The following is an 18,588-nucleotide window of genomic DNA, read 5'->3' as shown; positions in this document are numbered from 1 at the left end:
AGTGGAACAACCATGAACCTTCCCAACGACCACATCGTCAAGAGCTACGACGAAGAGCAGCAGCGCCTGGTGGCCGAGATCGTGCGCATGGGCGAGATGGCCGTCGCCCAGCTCGAAGCGTCGATGGACGTGATCGAGAAGCGCGACGAGAACGCTGCCCATCGCATCATCGCCAACGACGAGGCGATCGATGCGCTGGAACAGCAGATCAGCCACGACGTGATGCGCCTGGCGCTGCGTGGCCCGATGGCGCGCGACCTGCGCGAGATCCTTGCCGGCCTGCGCATTCCGGCCGACATCGAGCGCATCGGTGACTACGCTGCCAACGTCGCCAAGCGCTCGATCGCGCTGGGCAAGGTGCCCCCGCTGCCGCAGATCCAGGGCCTGCGTGCGCTGGGCCGCCTGGCCGCGCAGCAGGTCCGGCGTGCCATTGCCGCCTACCGCGACAACGATGCTGATGCCGCGCTGGAACTGCGTGAGGACGACGCCCGCCTGGACGCGCAGTACACCGCGCTGTTCCGCGAGCTGCTGACCTACATGATGGAAGACCCGCGCAACATCACCCCGTGCACGCACCTGCTGTTCATGGCCAAGAACCTGGAGCGTGTGGGCGACCACGCCACCAACATCGCCGAGAACGTATGGTTCCTGGTGCATGGCGAGCAGCCGCTGCCACCGCGTGAAAAGCGCGACGAGACCTCCAGCACCGGCCAGCCCTGACGCTGCACTGCAACACCGGAGTCGACTCCAAGGTGGCCGCTGTCCTGGTGACAGCGGCCTTCTTTTTTGGGGTGTTTCATCCGCATTGTGGGCGCCACGCGTGCCCGGTGCGGACCTGCCGGATGCTTCTGTAACAGATCTCACGAAAATTTGAGTTCTTGGCGAGGATTCGTTGAGTAGGATCGCTGCACCATCGATTCACCCCGGGCACCTGCCCGCCACCCAGGAGTAAGACCGATGAGCAGTTCCAACAAGACCCTGTCCCTGCTGACCGCTACCGCCCTGGCCGCCGGCCTGGGCATGACCGCCAGCGCCTCGGCGCTGAGCATGAGCGACCTCGCCCAGGGCTACCTGGTGGCCGGCCAGGCAGCCAAGGCCAGCACCGATGCCAAGGCCGCCGATACCAAGATGGCAGCCGACGCGACCAAGCACGCCGAAGGCAAGTGTGGTGCCGACGGCAAGACCGGCGAAGGCAAGTGCGGTGCCGACAAGGGCAAGGCTGCCGGCGCAGCGGGCGCCAAGGCCAAGACCGGCGACACGAAGTCGGCTGAAGGCAAGTGCGGCGAAGGCAAGTGCGGTGGCAAGCACTGACGTCCGCGCCAGCCTCGTCCACCCGCAGTCGCCGCTTCGCGCGGCGGCTGCAGGGTTGGGCCTGCGCCGGGCGCTGCTGCAGGATCTGCGTGACGCTCCGGCAGGCGACTTCGACTTCCTGGAATGCGCGCCGGAGAACTGGATCCATGTCGGCGGCCCGGCCGGTGATGCCCTGGCCGAACTGGCACACCGCCATCCGCTGAGCTGCCACGGCCTGTCGCTGTCGCTGGGCGGCAGTGCCGCCCTGGACACCCCGCTGCTGGAGCAGGTCGGCCGGTTCCTCGAAAAGCACCGCGTGCCGCTGTACAGCGAGCACCTGAGCTACTGCAGCGACGACGGCCACCTGTACGACCTGCTGCCGATCCCCTTCACCGACGAAGCCGTGCGCCATACCGCGCAGCGCATCCGCCGCGTGCAGGACCTGCTCGGCCGCCGCATCGCGGTGGAGAACGTGTCCTACTACCTGGCGCCGGAACCGGCGATGGACGAGCTGGCGTTCACCAATGCGGTGCTCGCCGAAGCCGACTGCGACCTGCTGCTGGACGTCAACAACGTCTACGTCAACGCCTGCAACCACGGCTACGATGCCGATGCCTTCATCGCCGGCCTGCCCGCGCAGCGCATCGTCTGCCTGCACGTGGCCGGGCACCTGGACGAGGCACCCGACCTGAAGATCGATACCCATGGCAGCGCGGTGATTGATCCGGTCTGGGAGTTGCTGGCGCGTACCTATGCTCGCATCGGCCCACGCCCCACCCTGCTCGAACGCGATTTCAATTTCCCGCCCTATGCGGAACTGCAGGGCGAACTGCAGACCATCCGCCGCCTGCAGGCCGCACACGCCGGGGCTGCACATGGCTGACGCTATCGACACCCTGCGCGCGCAGCAGCACGCGTTCACCGCGCACCTGCGCGATCCACAGGCGGTGCCGGCACCGGCCGGCCTGGATGCACGCCGGTTGGCGGTGTACCAGCACCTGCTGTTCAACAACCTGCTCGGGCTCCTGAGCAACGGTTTCCCGGTCTGCGTCCGCCTGCTCGGCGAACCGGCATGGAGCGCACTGGTGCGCCACTACTTCGCCACCCATCGCTGCCAGACCCCCCTGTTCACCGAGCTGGCCGCCGAGTTCGTGCAGTGGCTGCAGGCACAGCCGCAGCTGCCGCACCCGGCGCTGGCCGAACTGGCCCACTACGAGTGGGTGGAAACCGCGCTGTACCAGTTGCAGGCCGAGCCACTTCCTGCGCCTGGCGATGTCGATCCGCTGCGGGTGCCGCTGCAGCGTTCGCCGCTGGCGTGGCCGCTGCTGTACCAGTGGCCGGTGCACCGTCTCGGTGCAGAGGATGCGCCGACCCAGCCCCTCCCAGAACCCACCGGCCTGCTGGTCCGCCGCGAAGCCGACGGTGAAGTACGATTCGCCGCGCTCAGCCCCTTGGCGGTGCACCTGCTGTCCAGCATCGGTGAACAGCCTGGGCTGGAAGGCCGTACGTACCTGCAACGCCTCGCCACCACGCATGGGCTGGCCGAAGACGCGCTGGCCGGCCCCGGTGCCGCGCTGCTGCGGCAGTTCCTGCAGGCCGGCGTGATCGGCCCGCTCACCGCCCCGCCCTGACACCCCATTTGCGGAGATCCCCTGATGAACCTTCCGACCCTGGCCGCCGCGCGTGGCCAGCTGGACCGTCTCGCCCCCTGGTTGGCCCCGCTCGGCCTGCGCCTGCTGCTGGCCTGGGAATTCTTCGAATCCGGCCGCGAGAAGCTGCGCGGCCAGAACTGGTTCGCCGACCTGCAGGACGCCTTTCCATTCCCGTTCGACCAGTTGCCGGCCACCCTGAACTGGCAACTGGCGACCTGGTTCGAACTGCTCGGGGCGGCCTGCCTGCTGTTCGGTTTCGGCACCCGTTTCGCCGCCGCGAGCCTGCTGGTGCTGACCGTGGTGGCCACCTATGCGGTGCATTGGCCGATGGAGTGGAACTCGCTGGCCGACCTGGCCATGGGCTATGCGATCAGCGACCAGGGCTTCGGCAACTTCAAGCTGCCGGTGCTGTTCATGGCCATGCTGCTGCCGCTGATCTTCACCGGCGCCGGCAAGCTGAGCGTGGACGCCTGGTTGGCGCGGTGGTCTCCCTCGGCCACACCTGCGCGGCCAGCGGTTCGGTAGATGCCGACCTTGGTCGGCGCGTCATGTGCCAACCAAGGTTGGCACCTACCGGGTTCTGCGTTCGTGCCACCACGGTGGCTGGCATGGGCTGCGTGGCCGGGCGCTCAGGGATGCTCTGATAGAATTCACGCATGACTGACCCCATCCCCGCACCTGCCGCCGTTCCCGATTCCGCAGTTCCCCAGGCGCAGCGCGCGATGTCACAACGCTTCCGCGGCTTCCTGCCGGTGGTGGTGGATGTGGAAACCGGCGGCTTCGACAGCCAGCGCAATGCGCTGCTGGAAATCGCTGCGGTGCCGATCGAGATGGACGAGAACGGCCTGCTCTACCCCGGCCAGACCGCCAGTGCCCACGTGGTCCCGGCCGAGGGCCTGGAGATCGACCCGAAGTCGCTGGAAGTGACCGGCATCATCCTCGACCATCCGTTCCGGCTGGCCAAGGAAGAAAAAGCGGCGTTGGACCACATCTTCACTCCGGTGCGTGCGGCGATGAAGAAGTACGGCTGCCAGCGCGCGATCCTGGTTGGCCACAATGCCCATTTCGACCTCGGCTTCGTCAACGCGGCCGTGGCGCGGACAGGCCACAAGCGCAACCCGTTCCATCCGTTCAGCGTGTTCGACACGGTCACCCTGGCCGGTATCGCCTACGGCCAGACCGTGCTGGCGCGTGCGGCCACTGCCGCCGGGCTGGGTTGGGATGCGAATGAAGCGCACAGCGCGGTATATGACACCGAGCAGACCGCGCGGCTGTTCTGCACCATCGCCAACGCCTGGCCGCGGTAAGACAGCGCTTTCTGTAGAGCCGGGCCATGCTCGGCTGCACCTTTTTCCGCGCTGCCGCGCGGTGGTCGAGCACGGCTCGACTCTACAGGCCGACGTCGTTCCATCGATGCATGGTGGCGAATCATCGCCGCACAGTAGATCCACGCCATGCGTGGATGCGATCAACCAATGCTCGTGCGATCGCGGCCGTCGCTCTTGGCGCGGTACAGCGCGCGGTCTGCGCGCTGGTACAGCAGCGCCGGGGTGCGGTCGTCGGCATCCAGCTCCACCAGCCCCGCACTGAAGGTCACGCGCAGGCCTTCCACACCGGCCCAGTCGGGGTGGTCATGGAACAGGCCGCGCAGGCGCGCGCACAGCTGCGCGGCTTCCTCCAGGCGGGTGTCGTTGAGCAGCAGCGCGAACTCTTCGCCGCCGGTGCGCGCCGGCAGGTCGGAGTCGCGGCTGGCGGCTGCGATCAGCGTCGCCACCTGCACCAGCACGGCATCGCCGATGCTGTGGCTGTGGCGGTCGTTGACGTCCTTGAAATGGTCGATGTCCAGCACCACCAGGCACAGTGGATGACCACTGCGCTGCGAACGGGCGAAGTCACGCGCCAGCGTCTCGTCGAAGCCGCGGCGGTTGGCCAGCCCGGTCAGCGCATCCTCGCGGGCCTGGCGCTCGAAGGCTTCGGCCTGGCGCGCCAGGCGCTCGGCCAGCTCGGTCTTTTCCTGGTTCAGCGCCTGCAGGTGCACGGTCTTGGCCTGCAGGTCGAAGGTCGCGTCGTCCACCCGCCGCGCCAGGCGCAGGTTGCTGGCCTTCAGCTGCTGCAGCAGCAGGCGGTACAGTGCCACCAGGCCGGCCAGCAGCAACAGCCCGCCCAGCGCCTGCACGCTGCGCCGCTGCCACCAGAACGGCTCGACGCTGAAGCTCCACACCGCCTCCTGTTGGCCCCAGCTGCCGCCCGGATGCGCCGCAGCCACATGCAGGGTGTAGTCGCCCGGCGGCAGGCCAACGAACTCGACGCTGCGCTGCGGGCCACGCTCGACCCAGCCGGCATCGAGGCCGTCCAGCCGCGTGCGGTAGCGGATCCGGTCGGACATCAGGTAGCTCAGGCCGACATAGCTCACCGCCAACCGGCGGCCACCGGGAATGTAATTGCGATCCGGTCCCTCCCAGTGCACCGGCGCACCATCCACCTGCACGCTCTCGATCGCCGCCGGCGGCGATGGCCGCTCGCGGAAACGCTGCAGGCGTTGCGGGTCGACCGTGCTCAGGCCACCGGCGGTGACCACCCAGAACGTGCCATCCTGGCGCAGGATCGCCGATGGACTGGAGCTGCCATTGGCCTGTGCATTGGCCATGCCGTCGATCTCGTTGTAGCGCTCCAGCACCACCCGCGGCGTGCGGCCATCGGCCACCGCATTGAGGGTGGCCATGTCGGTGCGCAGCACACCACGGTTGCTGCTGATCCAGACATTGCCGAGGCGGTCCGGCACCAGCTGGAACACCGCGTCCACCGGCATGCCCTGCTCCAGGCCGACCCGCGCCAGCGCACCGTTGCGCCAGCGGTACAGGCCACGATCACTGCTGATCCACATCGCATCGCCCAGCTGGTGGAAACCGAACACGCTGCGGCCGCCCCCCAGCGGGGCCAGGTCGATCGACTGCACGTGGTCGCCACGCAGCACGCGGATGCCTTCGATGGTGCCGATCCACAGGTTGCCCTGGTGGTCATGCTCGAGCGCGGTGATCAGGCCGCCGGGCATGCCCGGCACGTTCGAGACCTGCACCCGGTCGCCGTCGATGCGCACCACGCCCTTCTGCGTGCCGGCCCAGACCACGCCCTGCGGGTCAACGGTGATCGCACGGATGTTGCCGCCCGGCATGCCGTCAGCCGCCGAATAGTTGTGGCGCAGGCCCCCATCGCGACCCAGCCGGTAAACGCCGTCGCCGAAGGTTCCCACCCACAGGTCACCGTCCGGCCCCTGTGCCAGGCTCAGTACCGAGGGCGCCTTGCCGCCGCGGTTGTGCAGCGGCACCGCGCGGAAACGACCGTCGCGGGTCTGGAGGTCAAGGCCGCTGGCGCTGCCGACCCACAGCTGGCGGTCGCGATCCTCGAACACCGTGCGCACGTAGTCGCCACTGAGCCCATCGCGCTCGGTGAAGCTGCTGAACAGTGTTTCGCGCAGGCGGTACAGGCCCCCATTGGCTCCCACCCAGATGCTGCCTTCGGCATCCTCGCGCAGGCTGACCACGCGTCCGCCCGGCAGGTTCAGGCCGGCCGGCAGCCGCTCCAGGCCATGGGCGGAAATGCGCAGCAGGCCCTGGTTCTCGGTACCCAGCCACAGATCGCCATGCCGGTCCTGCAGCATCGAGGTCATGTGCAGCTGGCCCGGCAGGCGGTGCACCAGCACCAGCTCGTCGTCCTCCACCCGGTACAGGCGCTCGCCGGCGACGATCCACAGCGCGCCATCCGGTGCCCGGTACGGCCACGACAGGCCGCTGCCGGCGCCCAGCCCCCACGCGGCGGGCGCGCGCTTGAGCACGCCGTCGTTGTCGCGCAGCACCAGCCCGTCGAGCGTGCCGACCCATACCCGGTCCTGTGCATCGACCACCAGCTTGGTGAAGCTCATCGCCATCGGCAGGTCCGCCGCCGGTGCCTGGTAGACGATGCCGGCATCCGGCGTCAGGTAGCCGATGCCCTTGCCTTCGTACAGCAGCCACAGCCGGCCCTGGCTGTCCATCTGCATGGACTGGATCAGCACCTGCGGTGTACCGGCCTGGTGCTCCCAGACCCGCCATTGGCCGTCGCTGCCGCGGTGGCTGACGTTGCCGCGCGAATCGCTGATCCACAGCCCGCCCTGGCGGTCGACGAACAGTGCGCCGATGCCGTTGTCGCGCAGGCCCGGGCGCGTACTGCGGTCGAACACGGTGAAGTCCAGTCCGTTGTAGCGCACCAGCCCTTCCCAGGTGGCGAACCACAGATGGCCCTCCGGCGTCTGTGCGATGTCGCGCAGCGAGTTGTGCGGCAGGCCGTTGCGCGAGGTCCATACGTCGATGGCGTAGTCGCGCAGCGGGGGCGCGCCCTCCTGTGCCGCCAGCGGCAGCGCGAGGGCCAGCAGCAACCACAGCAGGCCCTGCCGCAGTGCCCGCCTGAATCCTGATGCGCGGCGCTCCACCCAGCGCCCCTGGTCCCCCTGCCCGCCCATCACCGCAGCAGCGGCGGCCAGGTGCGGCTGCAGGGCGCGGCAGCGTGCGGGAACAGCCGGGCAGCGCGCACTGGCATGCCGGCGGGAACGGGCTGGCTCATCGAGGGGAGACTGGGGAGATGGGCAGATGATAGGCCAAACCCCGGCCCCGGCGTCACCGTCCGCGGCCCGCCGGCTCAGCCGGCGCGGCCGGGCGCCACCACCTGGGCACTGGCCGGCCACTGCACCACCGCCTCCAGGCCACCTTCGGCCCGGTTGCGCAGCCACAGCCGCGCGCCGTCCTTCTCGGCCAGGGCGCGGGCGATGGTCAGGCCCAGGCCGGCCCCGCCGGTCTGGCGCGAACGCGAGGTTTCCACCCGCACGAACGGATCGAACACCGCCTCCAGCTGCTCTTCGGCCAGGCCGGGGCCGTCATCGGCCACCACTACGGTGATCGCACCGCCGCTGCGCTCGACCCGTACCCGCGCCCGTTGCGCGTACATCACCGCGTTGTCCACCAGGTTGGAGAACAGGCGGTGCATGGCCAGCGGACGCAGCATCAGCACCGAACCACTGCCCCCCTCGAAGACCACGTCGGCGCCGCCTTCGGCGGTGTCCTCGACGATGCTCTCCAGCAGTGAATCCAGGTCGAGTGCGGCGCGCTGCTCGGCACTCTCGGCACTGCGGGCCAGTTCCAGGCCCTCGCGCACCAGCGCCTGCATCGCCGCCAGGTCACCGATCAGGCGCTCGCGCAGGGCTTCGTCGCTGACATTCTCCAGGCGCAGGCGCAACCGGGTCAGCGGCGTCTGCAGGTCATGGGTGATCGCCGCCAGCATCTGCGTGCGTTCGGCCAGGTGCCGCTGCAGGCGGTGCTGCATGGCGTTGAAGGCTTCGGCGGCGCGCTGCACTTCACGCGGCCCGCGCAGTGGCAACGGGTCGCGCTGCAGATCGTCGCCGAGATCCTCGGCAGCGGCGGCCAGTTCCTGCAGTGGCGCACTGGCCATGCGCGCAACGATATAGGCCAGCACGGCAATCGCCAGCACCAGCAGGGTCAGGAACCACGGGTCCACGGCGAGGATGCCGTTGTGCGCCACCGCCGGCGAGTCCAGCGCCAGTTTCAGCAGCGTGCCGTCGTTGAGGGTCACGTCCACCGCGCGGCACTTGGGCGGGATGAACGCCGGGTCGCGTTCGCGCGGCGGCCGCCGGTGACCCGGCGGTGGCGGCGGCAGCAGGTCCTGCAGCTTGGGAATGCAGGAGCGGAACGAAGCGAAGTGCACATGCGCGCGCGACACCGGTCCGGGGCGGTCTTCCAGCACTTCCATCAGCGCCGTGTCGGCACGCCCGAGGCGGGCTCCGGGCTGCAGCGCGCGCACGCTCGGCCCGCCGATCGCCAGCAGGCGCTCGCGCAGCTCCGGATTGCCGTCCAGCAGGTTGACGTAGCCCTGCAGGCGGTCGGCGATGCGGTTCAGGTTCTGCCGCTCGAACTCCTGCTGGCGCTTGGAAGTGGCCAGCATGGTCGCGCAGATCGCAGCCACCGCCATGCCCAGCAGCAGGATCACGAACAACCGCCCGACCATCGAGGACAGGAAATGGCGCAGGCGCTTCATCGCGGCTTATTCCAGGTTGACCGCGGAGGCCAGCACGTAGCCCTCGTTGCGCACGGTCTTGATCAGTCCGTCCGGGCCACCGTCGTCGCCCAGCTTGTTGCGCAGGCGGCTGACCTGCAGGTCGATCGCGCGGTCCTGTGCCTCGTAGTTGCGGCCACTGCTGAGCGCGACCAGCTGCTCGCGCGACAGCACCTTGTTGGCGTGCGCGATGAACACCCGCAGCAGGCGGAACTCGGCGCCGGACAGCACCACCACGCGGTCATCCGGATCGACCAGGTGGCGATGCTCCAGGTCGAACACCCAGCGCGAGAAGCGCGCACGGCGCACCGCCAGCGGCTCCAGGTTGGCCGGCAGCGCCTCGGTCCGGCGCAGCACGTTGCGGATGCGTGCCAGCAGCTCGCGCGGTTCGAACGGCTTGGCCAGGTAGTCATCGGCGCCCATTTCCAGGCCCAGCACGCGATCGATCGGCTCGGCGCGTGCGGTCAGCATGATCACCGGCGTGTTCGAACGCGCACGCAGGTCACGGCACAGGGTCAGGCCATCCTCGCGCGGCAGGTTGAGGTCGAGCACGATCAGGTCCACGTGCTCGCGGTCCAGCAGCTGGCGCATGGCGGTGCCATCGGCCGCCGTGCTCACCAGGTAACCGGCGCGGCCGAGCTGCTCGGCCAGCAGCGTGCGGATGTCGTTGTCGTCGTCGACGATCAGCAGTCGATGCATCGGGTTTTCAGTCTCCATGTCGCGATCATCCCGTGTCGGCAGCTGAACCGCATCCGGGGCAATGCGTACCAGTGTATCCACCCACGGGCGGGATACCTGTGGTTACGCGTATTCACCGACAGTGTTACATACAGACATACCCCGAGGATTGAGCCGTCCATCGCCCGGTCTTCACAATGCCCGCCAACGCCGCACGCGCGGCCCCGAGAGTGAAGCCACGACGTGACGTTCCGCCTGCTGCCCGCGACCCGCCGGAGTCGCCTGATACTGATCGCCCTGCTTGCCCTGATCGTCGCCGCGACCGCCTGGTGGCTGCTGCGCAAGCCCGCCGCGCCGGCGGTGGCCACCTCGCCGGTCAGCCGCGGTGACATCGAGCAGACGGTGGACGCCACCGGCGTGATCGATGCCTACAAGCTGGTCAGCGTCGGTGCGCAGGCCTCGGGCCAGATCAAGTCGCTGAAGGTGCAGCTGGGCGACACCGTGAAGGAAGGCGACCTGATTGCCGAGATCGACGCCACCACCCAGCAGAACCAGGTGCTCAACGCGCAGGCCTCGCTGGACCAGGTCACCGCCCAGCGCGCCGTCCAGCAGGCCACCCTGCGCCAGGCCGAACTGGAATTCGCGCGCCAGCAGCAGATGCTGGCCGCCGAGGCCACCTCGCGCCAGGAATACGATGCCGCCGAGGCGCAGCTGAAGACCGCCCGTGCCCAGCTGCAGTCCTACGAGGCGCAGATCAAGGGCCGCGAAACCGAGCTGGGCACCGCCCGCGCCAACCTGGCCTACACCCGCATCACCGCGCCGATGGACGGCACCGTGGTGGCGGTGGTGGCCGAGGAAGGCCGCACGGTGAACGCCAACCAGACCGCGCCGACCATCGTCATGCTGGCGCGGCTGGACGTGGTCACCGTCAATGCGGAGATCTCCGAGGCCGACGTGGTCAAGATCAAGGCCGGCATGCCGGTGTACTTCACCACGCTCGGCGACCCGGACCGCAAGTACCACGCCACGCTGCGCCAGATCAATCCGGCGCCAGCCTCGATCGCCAACGAGAATTCATCCAGCTCCAGCAGCTCCTCCAGTTCCAGTTCCAGCAGCGCGGTCTACTACAACGCGCTGTTCGACGTGGAGAACCCGGATGGCACGCTGCGCATCGACATGACCGCGCAGGTCTCGGTGCTGCTCAAGCAGGCCAAGGGCGTGCTGATGGTGCCGGCAGTGGCGCTGGGGCCGAAGCGCCGTGGCGACGAGCGCATGGTGCGGGTGCTGGACGACAAGGGCCAGCCGCAGCCGCGCAAGGTCACGGTGGGCATCAACAATGGCGCCTCGGCCGAGATCCTGTCCGGGCTGAAGGAAGGCGAGCGCGTGGTGGTTGGAGAAGCGGGTGCGGCCGGTGCCAGCGCCGGCGGCGGCAACCGCGGCGGCATGCAGATGCGGGTTGGCGGCCCGGGCATGGGGCGCCGATGAGCACGACGGCGCCGCTGCTGCGCCTGCGCGACCTGCGACGTGAATTCCCGGCCGGCGATGATGTGATCGCCGTGCTGCGCGACGTCAATCTCGACATCCACGCCGGTGAGATGGTGGCCATCGTCGGCCAGTCCGGCTCGGGCAAGTCGACGCTGATGAACATCCTCGGCTGCCTCGATCGTCCCACCCGTGGCAGCTACCAGGTGGCCAGCCGCGAAACCGGGAAGATGCAACCGGACGAACTGGCCGAACTGCGCCGCGAGCATTTCGGTTTCATCTTCCAGCGCTACCACCTGCTCGGCGACCTGGATGCGCGCGGCAACGTGGAAGTGCCGGCGGTGTACGCCGGCAGCCCCGGCCCGGTGCGCAACGCGCGTGCCGAGCAACTGCTGCAGCGGCTGGGCCTGAGCGACCGCATGCATCACAAGCCGGGCCAGCTGTCCGGTGGCCAGCAGCAGCGCGTGTCGATCGCACGCGCCCTGATGAACGGCGGCGAGGTGATCCTGGCCGACGAACCGACCGGCGCGCTGGACACGAAATCCGGCGAGGAAGTGATGGCGATCCTCGGCGAACTGCATGCCGAAGGCCACACCATCATCATCGTCACCCACGACATGAGCGTGGCCGAGCACGCGCAGCGCATCATCGAAATCCGCGATGGCGAGATCATCGCCGACCGCGCCAACCCGAATGCGCCGACCTACCGTGCGCAGCGCGAGGCCAGTACCGGCGTCGCCCGCGGCAACAGCTGGCGGGCCGCGCGCGACCGCTTCACCGAAGCGTTCCGCATGGCGCTGCTGGCGATGAACGCACATCGGCTGCGAACCTTCCTGACCATGCTCGGCATCATCATCGGCATCGCCTCGGTGGTCTCGGTGGTGGCGCTGGGCAATGGCTCCCAGCAGCAGATCCTGCAGAACATCAGCGCGCTCGGCACCAATACCATCGACGTCTATCCCGGCCGCGGTTTCGGCGACATGCGCTCGGCGCGCGTACAGACGCTCAAGGCCAGCGATGCCGAGGCACTGGCAAGGCAGAGCTACGTGGACAGCGCCACCCCCAGCGTATCGACTTCGGTCACCGCGCGTTACCGCAACCAGTCGTCCACCGCCCAGGTCAGCGGCGTTGGCGAGCAGTTCTTCCGGGTCAAGGGCGTGACCCTGCTCAGCGGCGGCTTCTTCGATGCCGATGCGGTCAAGGGCCTGGGCCAGGTGGCGGTGATCGACGAGAACACCCAGTCCCAGTTCTTTCCCGATGTCGACCCGGTCGGCCAGGTGATCCTGCTCGGCAACGTGCCGGCGCGCGTGGTCGGCGTGGCCAAGCGGCAGAGTTTCGGCTTCGGCGGCAGCACCAGCCTCAGCGTGTGGGTGCCGTACACCACGGTGATGTCGCGCATGCTCGGCCAGAGCCACGTGTCCAGCATCACCGTGCGCGTGGACGATGACACGCCGATGGACGCCGCGCAGGAAGCGATCACCCGCCTGCTGACCCTGCGCCATGGCACCGAGGATTTCTTCCTCAGCAACAGCGCCGAGATCCGCGAGACCATCGAGCAGACCACGCGCACGATGACCCTGCTGATCGGTGCCATCGCCGCCATCGCGTTGCTGGTCGGTGGCATCGGCGTGATGAACATCATGCTGGTATCGGTGACCGAGCGCACCCGCGAGATCGGGGTGCGCATGGCCGTCGGTGCACGGCAGAGTGATATCCGCCAGCAGTTCCTGATTGAAGCGGTGCTGGTCTGCCTGCTCGGCGGCGTGCTCGGTATCGGCCTGGCCCTGCTGCTGGGCTCGATGATCGGCCGCTTCGCCAGCGACTTCCAGGTGCTGTTCTCCACCGCCTCGATCGTCGCCGCGTTTGCCTGCTCGACCCTGATCGGCGTTGCGTTCGGCTTCCTGCCAGCGCGCAACGCCGCGCAGCTCGACCCGGTGGAGGCCCTGGCCCGCGAATGAAGATGATGACCCGACTGCCCTTCCCCGCTCCCCGGCACCTGCTGCTGGCCGGTGCCGTTCTACTCGCCCTGTCCGGCTGCGCGTCGGTCGGCCGCTACCCGGTGCACGACCCGGCCGTGGCGGCGCAGTATGGACGTGGCGATGCCACCCTCAACGCGCCAGCCGATGACCCGCGCAGCAGCCTGGATACACCGGGCCGCGACATCCGCCAGGACACCTGGTGGACCGGCTTCGGCGATGAACGCCTGGACCGCCTGGTGGCGCAGGCGCTGGCCGCCAACAGCGATCTGGCCGCCGCCGGCCTGGCCGTGCAGCGTTCGCGCCTGCAAGCCGGCCTGGCCAGCAACGCACTGTGGCCGCAGCCCTCGTCATCCGGCGTGAGCGGCAGCGCCAGCCGCGCCACCGACCAGTCTGATGATTGGCGCCGCAGCTATTCCACCGGCGTCTCGCTGGGTTGGGAAGTGGACCTGTGGGGCCGCCTGCGCACCCAGCGCGACATCGCCCGCTGGGAAGCCGAGGCCAGCGAGGAAGACCGGCAGAACACCGCGCTGCTGGTGATCAGCGACACCATCACCCAGTACTGGAACCTGGCCTACCTCAACCAGTCGATCGCCACCGGCCAGGCCAACCTGGAGCGCCTGGAACGCACCCGCGAACTGGTGCAGGCCCGCTTCGACGCCGGTGCGGTATCGCGCCTGGAAGTGCGCCAGGCACTGCAGAACCTGCAGTCGCAGCGGTCCTCGCAGAGCGCGCTGGAACAGCAGCGGGTGGAGGTGCGCAACGCGCTGACCGTGCTGCTGGACGGCACGCCCTGGCCCCAGCAGGACGAACCACAGGACCTGCTGGGCGCACGCAGCCCAGCCATCAGCGAAGGCCTGCCGACCGATCTGCTCGGCCGCCGCCCCGATCTGCGCGCGGCCGAACTTCGCCTGCGCAACAGCCTGAAGACCATCAAGGTCACCGCCACCCAGTACTACCCTGCGCTGAGCCTGACCGGCAGCCTCGGTTCAAGCGCGACCTCGCTGGGCGATGTACTGCGCAACCCGGTGGCCACGCTGGGCGCCGGCCTGTCGCTGCCGTTCCTCAACCTGCAGCGTGCGCAGCTGGATACCGATATCGCCGGCACCACCTACCAGATCGCCGCCAGCAACTTCCGCAAGACGCTGTATACCGCGCTCTCGGAAGTGGACAACGCACTGTCGGCGCGCGAGCAGCTGGCGCGCCAGGTGGCGGCCTCGCAGGCTTCATACGACGAAGCGGTGGAAGTGGAACGCGCGCAGGAAGTGCGTTACCGCGTGGGTGCCACCGATCTGCGCACCTGGCTGGAAGCGCAGCAGACCCGGCGTGATGCCGAACTGTCGCTGGCACGCGCGCGCCAGGGCCAGCTCAACAACGACGTGACGCTGTTCAAGGCGTTGGGCGGCAGCGCGGGGTGAGGCGGGACATGAAACGGGGTCAGATCCCTTTTCCCATTGGAAAAGGAATCTGACCCCGATCACATCGCGCTGGCCGATCAACCGCGCTGGCGCACGGCCTCGAACAGGCTGACGCCGGCGGCGACGGAGACGTTCAGGCTCTCGATCTCGCCCGGCATCGGGATCTTGACCAGGCCATCGCAGTTCTCGCGGGTCAGGCGGCGCAGGCCATCGGCTTCGCCGCCCAGCACCAGCGCGATGTTGCCCTTCAGGTCCAGCTGGTACAGCGAGGCCGTGGCTTCACCGGCCAGGCCGTAGATCCACACGCCCTGCTTCTGCAGGTCCTTCAGGCAGCGCGAGAGGTTGGTCACCGCCACCACCGGGATCAGGTCGGCGGCACCGGCCGAAGTCTTGCGCACAGTGGCATTGACCGTGGCCGACTTGTCCTTCGGGATGATCACCGCGGTCGCCCCGGCGGCAGCGGCCGAGCGCAGGCAGGCGCCGAGGTTGTGCGGGTCCTGCACCTCGTCGAGCACCAGCAGCAGGGCCTTGCCCTCGGCCGCGGTGACCAGCCCTTCCAGCTCGTTCTCGCTGTAGGTACGGGCGGCGGCGTAGCGCGCGGCCACGCCCTGGTGGCGCACCGAACCGCCAACACCGTCCAGCGCCTGGCTGTTCACCTTGCGCACATCGATGCCCTTGCGGCGGGCGTTCTCTTCGATCTCGGTCAGGCGCGGGTTCTTCGCACCGGCCTCGACCAGCACTTCGCGGACGTTCTCGGCGTCGTTCTCGATGGAGGAGGCGACGGCGTTGACGCCGACAATCCACTGGCTGTTCTTGCTCATGCGGGCGGGGACCGGAAAGGGGGTGGCTATGGTAGAGCATCGGCAGGCCGGGCGCTGCGACCGGCCGCAGAGGGGCGTTACCGACTGCGCGGCGGCCAGTGCGGGGTGTCGTGGTCGGGGTGCTGGTGGGAGACGATGGTGGCCAGGAACTCCAGCGCGGCGACGTCGTCCTCGGTGCGCCGCGCCGGCAGGCCGGACAGGCTGTCGACGAACGGCAGCTTGCGCTCCACCCCGTACTGGATCGTCGGTGGCAGGCGTTCCGGCTCATCGAAGGCGCCGGCAGCCACGGCCACGCCATCCGGGGCTTCATAGGTCAGGGGTGTACCGCAGTCGGCGCAGAAACCACGCCGCACCACGTTGGACGACTGGAAATGGCGCGGCTGGCCGCGGGTCCAGCTGAACTGCACGCCGCGCACGGATACCAGCGGCGCGTAATAGGCACCGAACGCCTTCTGGCACATCCGGCAATGGCAGATCGAGCTGTCGGTGAGCTCGCCACGCGCCTGGAAGCGGACCGCGCCGCACTGGCAGCCGCCACTGTATTCGGGTTGGCCTTGCATGCTGGGGTTCCTCCGGAACGTCGTGCCAACCAAGGTTGGCACCTACCAGTTGCGGTAGGTGCCGACCGTTGGTCGGCACACCTTTCAATACTTCTTCTTGGTGCGCTTGGCCGGCTTGCCCCGCTCGGGCGGCGGCGGCAGGCCATCGCCCTCGTCCTCGCCCTTGTGCTCGACCAGGCGGAAGTCGATCTTGCGCTCTTCCATGCTGGCCTTCAGCACCAGGATCCGCACGCGGTCACCGAGCCGGTAGCTGCTGCCGCGGCGTTCGCCGGTCAGCGTTTTGCGGGTGGCGTCGAACTTGTAATAGTCCTGCGGCAGCTGGGTCACATGCACCAGGCCCTGCACCTTGGACTCGTCCAGTTCCACGAACAGGCCGAAGCTGGTCACGCCGCTGATCACGCCGTCGAACTGGCCGCCCACGTGCTTTTCCATCCACGCCGCGCGGTAACGCTCGTCGACCTCGCGCTCGGCTTCGTCGGCACGGCGCTCGCGCTCGGAACACTGCAGCGCCAGGGCCGCCATTTCGCGCGCGTTGTAGGTGAACTTGTCCAGCGGCTTGCCGGACAACGCATGCTTGATCGCACGGTGCACCAGCAGGTCGGGGTAACGGCGGATCGGCGAGGTGAAGTGCGCGTACGCCTCCAGCGCCAGGCCGAAGTGGCCGTGATTCTCCGGGCTGTAGATCGCCAGGCTCTGGCTGCGCAGCAACACCGATTCCAGCAGCGTGGCATCGGGGCGGTCGCGGATCTTCTTCAGCAGCTTGGTGTAATCGCCCGGGCGCACCTTCGACCACGGCGGCAGGCTCAGCTTGAACTCCTTGAGGAATTCCAGCAGGTCGGCGTACTTGGTTTCCGGCGGCTTCTCGTGGATGCGGTACGGCGCCGGCACATGGCGCGACAGCAGGTACCTGGCGGCCTCGACGTTGGCCGCGATCATGCACTCCTCGATCAGCTTGTGCGCGTCGTTGCGCACCAGCATGCCGGCCTGGGTCACTTCACCACGGTTGTCCAGCACGAAGCGCACTTCACTGCTTTCGAATTCGATGGCACCGCGCTTGGCGCGTGCCTTGGACAGCACCTTGTACAGCTGGTGCAGGCGCTGCACCTGCGGCAGCAGGTCGCCCATCCAGGCCTTGGTATCGGCATCGTCCTCGCCCACCGCCTTCCACACCTGGGTGTAGGTCAGGCGCGCATGCGAGTTCATCACCGCCTCGTAGAAGCGCGAATGCGTGACCAGGCCATCGCGGTCGATCTGCATGTCGCAGACAAAGCACATGCGGTCGACCTTCGGCATCAGCGAGCAGATGCCGTTGGACAGTGTCTCCGGCAGCATCGGCACCACGAAGCCCGGGAAGTACACCGACGTCGCACGCTTCTGCGCCTCTTCATCCAGCGGCGTACCAGGGCGAACGTAATTCGAGACGTCGGCAATCGCCACCACCAGGCGGAAACCCTCGGCATTCGGCTCGCAGTACACCGCGTCGTCGAAGTCCTTGGCATCCTCGCCATCGATGGTGACCAGCGGCGTGCTGCGCAGGTCGACACGGTCGCCAATCATCGCCGGCTCGACCACCAGCGGCACCGAGGCCGCTTCGTCCAGCACCTCCTGCGGGAACTCGAACGGCAGCTCGTGGCCATGGATGGCGGTCTCCACCACCAGCGACGCGGTCAGCTTGTCGCCGAGCACCGCGATGATGCGGCCGATCGGCGGGCGGCGGCTGTCCGGCGCCTGGGTCAGTTCACAGACCACCAGCTGGCCGTCGCGCGCACCACCGGTCTGGTCCGGCGGCACCTGCACGTTGCGCTGCACGCGCTTGTCGTCGGGCACCACGTAGTTGATGCCCATCTCGATGCTGAAGCGGCCGATCAGGCGGGTCATGCCGCGCTCCAGCACGCGGGCGATGCTGCCTTCGCGACGGCCACGGTGATCGATGCCGGTCACGCGGGCCAGCACCTTGTCGCCGTGCATGACCTTGCGCATTTCATAAGGCGGCAGGAACAGGTCGTCGCCGCCCTCGACCGGGCGCAGGAAGCCGAACCCTTCCGGGTTGGCGATCACCACACCGGTGACCAGGTTCAGGGTCTGGATCGGGGCGAAACCGCCGCGACGGTTCTGCACCAGCTGGCCGTCGCGGACCATCGCACCGAGCCGGCGCGACAGCGCTTCGGCCCGGTCCGGAGCGGTCAGGCCCAGGCGCGCGCCCAGTTCCTCGGCGGTCTGCGGCCCTTCGCAGCGCTCCAGCAGGGCCAGGATGGCCTCGCGGCTGGCGATGGGCTGTTCGTACTTCTCCGCTTCGCGGGCGGCATAGGGATCGTCGATCACCTTGCCGGCCGGCGGCAGCTTGCGGCCCGGGGCCGGGCCCGGTGCATCGGTACTGCGGACCTTGCGGCCGCGTGGCGGTGCACCGCCTTCATTCAATTCGGGGAACCAGCCCGGCAGCGGCTTGCCCGGCTTGGTGGTGCGGGCTGCACCCGCCTTGGCGCCCTTGTTCGGGGCCTGGCTGCGGGACTTGCTCCCGCCCTTGCTTGGTTTTTTGGTAGTCATCGCCCTACATGGTAGCCGCTGGCGGCGTGCAGAACGGGTCAGCGGTCGCCTTCAAGCGATCGCGTCAA

15 protein-coding genes are annotated in these 18,588 nt (G+C 68.5%); 9 read left to right on the top strand and 6 right to left on the bottom strand.

Annotated elements, in window-relative coordinates:
* Positions 1 to 12 precede the first annotated feature (12 nt).
* The 6 genes from phoU (at position 13) to rnt (ending at position 4,249) form a co-directional block, all read left to right on the top strand.
* Entirely contained in the window at positions 13 to 720 is a 708-nt protein-coding gene (gene phoU / locus VG561_RS02420) for a phosphate signaling complex protein PhoU (protein WP_005408787.1), read from the top strand.
* Between the two features lie 237 nt (positions 721 to 957).
* Positions 958 to 1,311 carry a hypothetical protein gene (locus VG561_RS02415; protein ID WP_014646537.1) on the top strand — a complete coding sequence of 118 codons (354 nt, stop codon included), beginning with the start codon at positions 958 to 960 and terminating at the stop codon, positions 1,309 to 1,311.
* Positions 1,298 to 2,173 (top strand): DUF692 domain-containing protein, encoded by an 876-nt coding sequence (locus VG561_RS02410; protein WP_032956527.1) that lies wholly within the window; start codon positions 1,298 to 1,300, stop codon positions 2,171 to 2,173. The genes VG561_RS02415 and VG561_RS02410 overlap by 14 nt, the downstream gene beginning before the upstream one ends.
* Positions 2,166 to 2,921: a DNA-binding domain-containing protein gene (locus tag VG561_RS02405; protein ID WP_014646535.1), complete on the top strand. Its 756-nt coding sequence runs from the start codon at positions 2,166 to 2,168 to the stop codon at positions 2,919 to 2,921. Before VG561_RS02410 ends, VG561_RS02405 begins: the two co-directional genes overlap by 8 nt.
* A 24-nt stretch (positions 2,922 to 2,945) precedes the next feature.
* Positions 2,946 to 3,467, top strand: coding sequence for a DoxX family protein (locus tag VG561_RS02400; protein WP_014646534.1), 522 nt, complete (start codon positions 2,946 to 2,948; stop codon positions 3,465 to 3,467).
* A gap of 131 nt (positions 3,468 to 3,598) precedes the next feature.
* Entirely contained in the window at positions 3,599 to 4,249 is a 651-nt protein-coding gene (gene rnt / locus VG561_RS02395) for a ribonuclease T (protein WP_041863214.1), read from the top strand.
* A gap of 161 nt (positions 4,250 to 4,410) precedes the next feature.
* Here rnt and VG561_RS02390 read toward each other — a convergent pair whose 3' ends face one another.
* The 3 genes from VG561_RS02390 to VG561_RS02380 form a co-directional block, all read right to left on the bottom strand.
* Positions 4,411 to 7,437, bottom strand: coding sequence for a two-component regulator propeller domain-containing protein (locus tag VG561_RS02390; RefSeq protein WP_423179348.1), 3,027 nt, complete (start codon positions 7,435 to 7,437; stop codon positions 4,411 to 4,413).
* Between the two features lie 176 nt (positions 7,438 to 7,613).
* Positions 7,614 to 9,023: an ATP-binding protein gene (locus VG561_RS02385; protein ID WP_423179347.1), complete on the bottom strand. Its 1,410-nt coding sequence runs from the start codon at positions 9,021 to 9,023 to the stop codon at positions 7,614 to 7,616.
* Between the two features lie 6 nt (positions 9,024 to 9,029).
* Complete coding sequence (locus tag VG561_RS02380; RefSeq protein ID WP_041863210.1) at positions 9,030 to 9,758, bottom strand: response regulator; 729 nt, start codon at positions 9,756 to 9,758, stop codon at positions 9,030 to 9,032.
* A gap of 204 nt (positions 9,759 to 9,962) precedes the next feature.
* Between VG561_RS02380 and VG561_RS02375 the strand changes: the two genes are divergently transcribed.
* Genes VG561_RS02375 through VG561_RS02365 form a run of 3 tightly spaced genes read left to right on the top strand, consistent with a single transcriptional unit; the run spans position 9,963 to position 14,595 of the window.
* Positions 9,963 to 11,204 carry an efflux RND transporter periplasmic adaptor subunit gene (locus VG561_RS02375; protein WP_014646531.1) on the top strand — a complete coding sequence of 414 codons (1,242 nt, stop codon included), beginning with the start codon at positions 9,963 to 9,965 and terminating at the stop codon, positions 11,202 to 11,204.
* On the top strand, positions 11,201 to 13,159 hold the full coding sequence (locus VG561_RS02370; RefSeq protein ID WP_423179346.1) for a MacB family efflux pump subunit: 1,959 nt from the start codon (positions 11,201 to 11,203) through the stop codon (positions 13,157 to 13,159). Before VG561_RS02375 ends, VG561_RS02370 begins: the two co-directional genes overlap by 4 nt.
* On the top strand, positions 13,156 to 14,595 hold the full coding sequence (locus tag VG561_RS02365; protein WP_164076951.1) for an efflux transporter outer membrane subunit: 1,440 nt from the start codon (positions 13,156 to 13,158) through the stop codon (positions 14,593 to 14,595). The genes VG561_RS02370 and VG561_RS02365 overlap by 4 nt, the downstream gene beginning before the upstream one ends.
* 77 nt (positions 14,596 to 14,672) lie before the next feature.
* Here the strand turns inward: VG561_RS02365 and rlmB are convergent, their stop codons facing one another.
* From rlmB to rnr, 3 genes are all read right to left on the bottom strand, one after another.
* On the bottom strand, positions 14,673 to 15,416 hold the full coding sequence (gene rlmB, locus VG561_RS02360) for a 23S rRNA (guanosine(2251)-2'-O)-methyltransferase RlmB (RefSeq protein WP_005408775.1): 744 nt from the start codon (positions 15,414 to 15,416) through the stop codon (positions 14,673 to 14,675).
* 77 nt (positions 15,417 to 15,493) lie between these two features.
* The gene (locus VG561_RS02355) at positions 15,494 to 15,976 is read right to left on the bottom strand and encodes a GFA family protein (RefSeq protein ID WP_126411882.1); all 483 of its coding nucleotides are present in this window, start codon (positions 15,974 to 15,976) and stop codon (positions 15,494 to 15,496) included.
* An 84-nt stretch (positions 15,977 to 16,060) separates the two neighbouring features.
* Complete coding sequence (gene rnr, locus VG561_RS02350; protein WP_049442198.1) at positions 16,061 to 18,520, bottom strand: ribonuclease R; 2,460 nt, start codon at positions 18,518 to 18,520, stop codon at positions 16,061 to 16,063.
* Positions 18,521 to 18,588 lie beyond the last annotated feature (68 nt).

Origin of the sequence: Stenotrophomonas sp. CASM110 (assembly GCF_049384345.1) — a bacterium.
GTDB lineage: Bacteria > Pseudomonadota > Gammaproteobacteria > Xanthomonadales > Xanthomonadaceae > Stenotrophomonas > Stenotrophomonas muris.
Note: the sequence above shows the minus strand (reverse complement) of the source record. Positions and strands in the feature narration are given on the sequence as shown.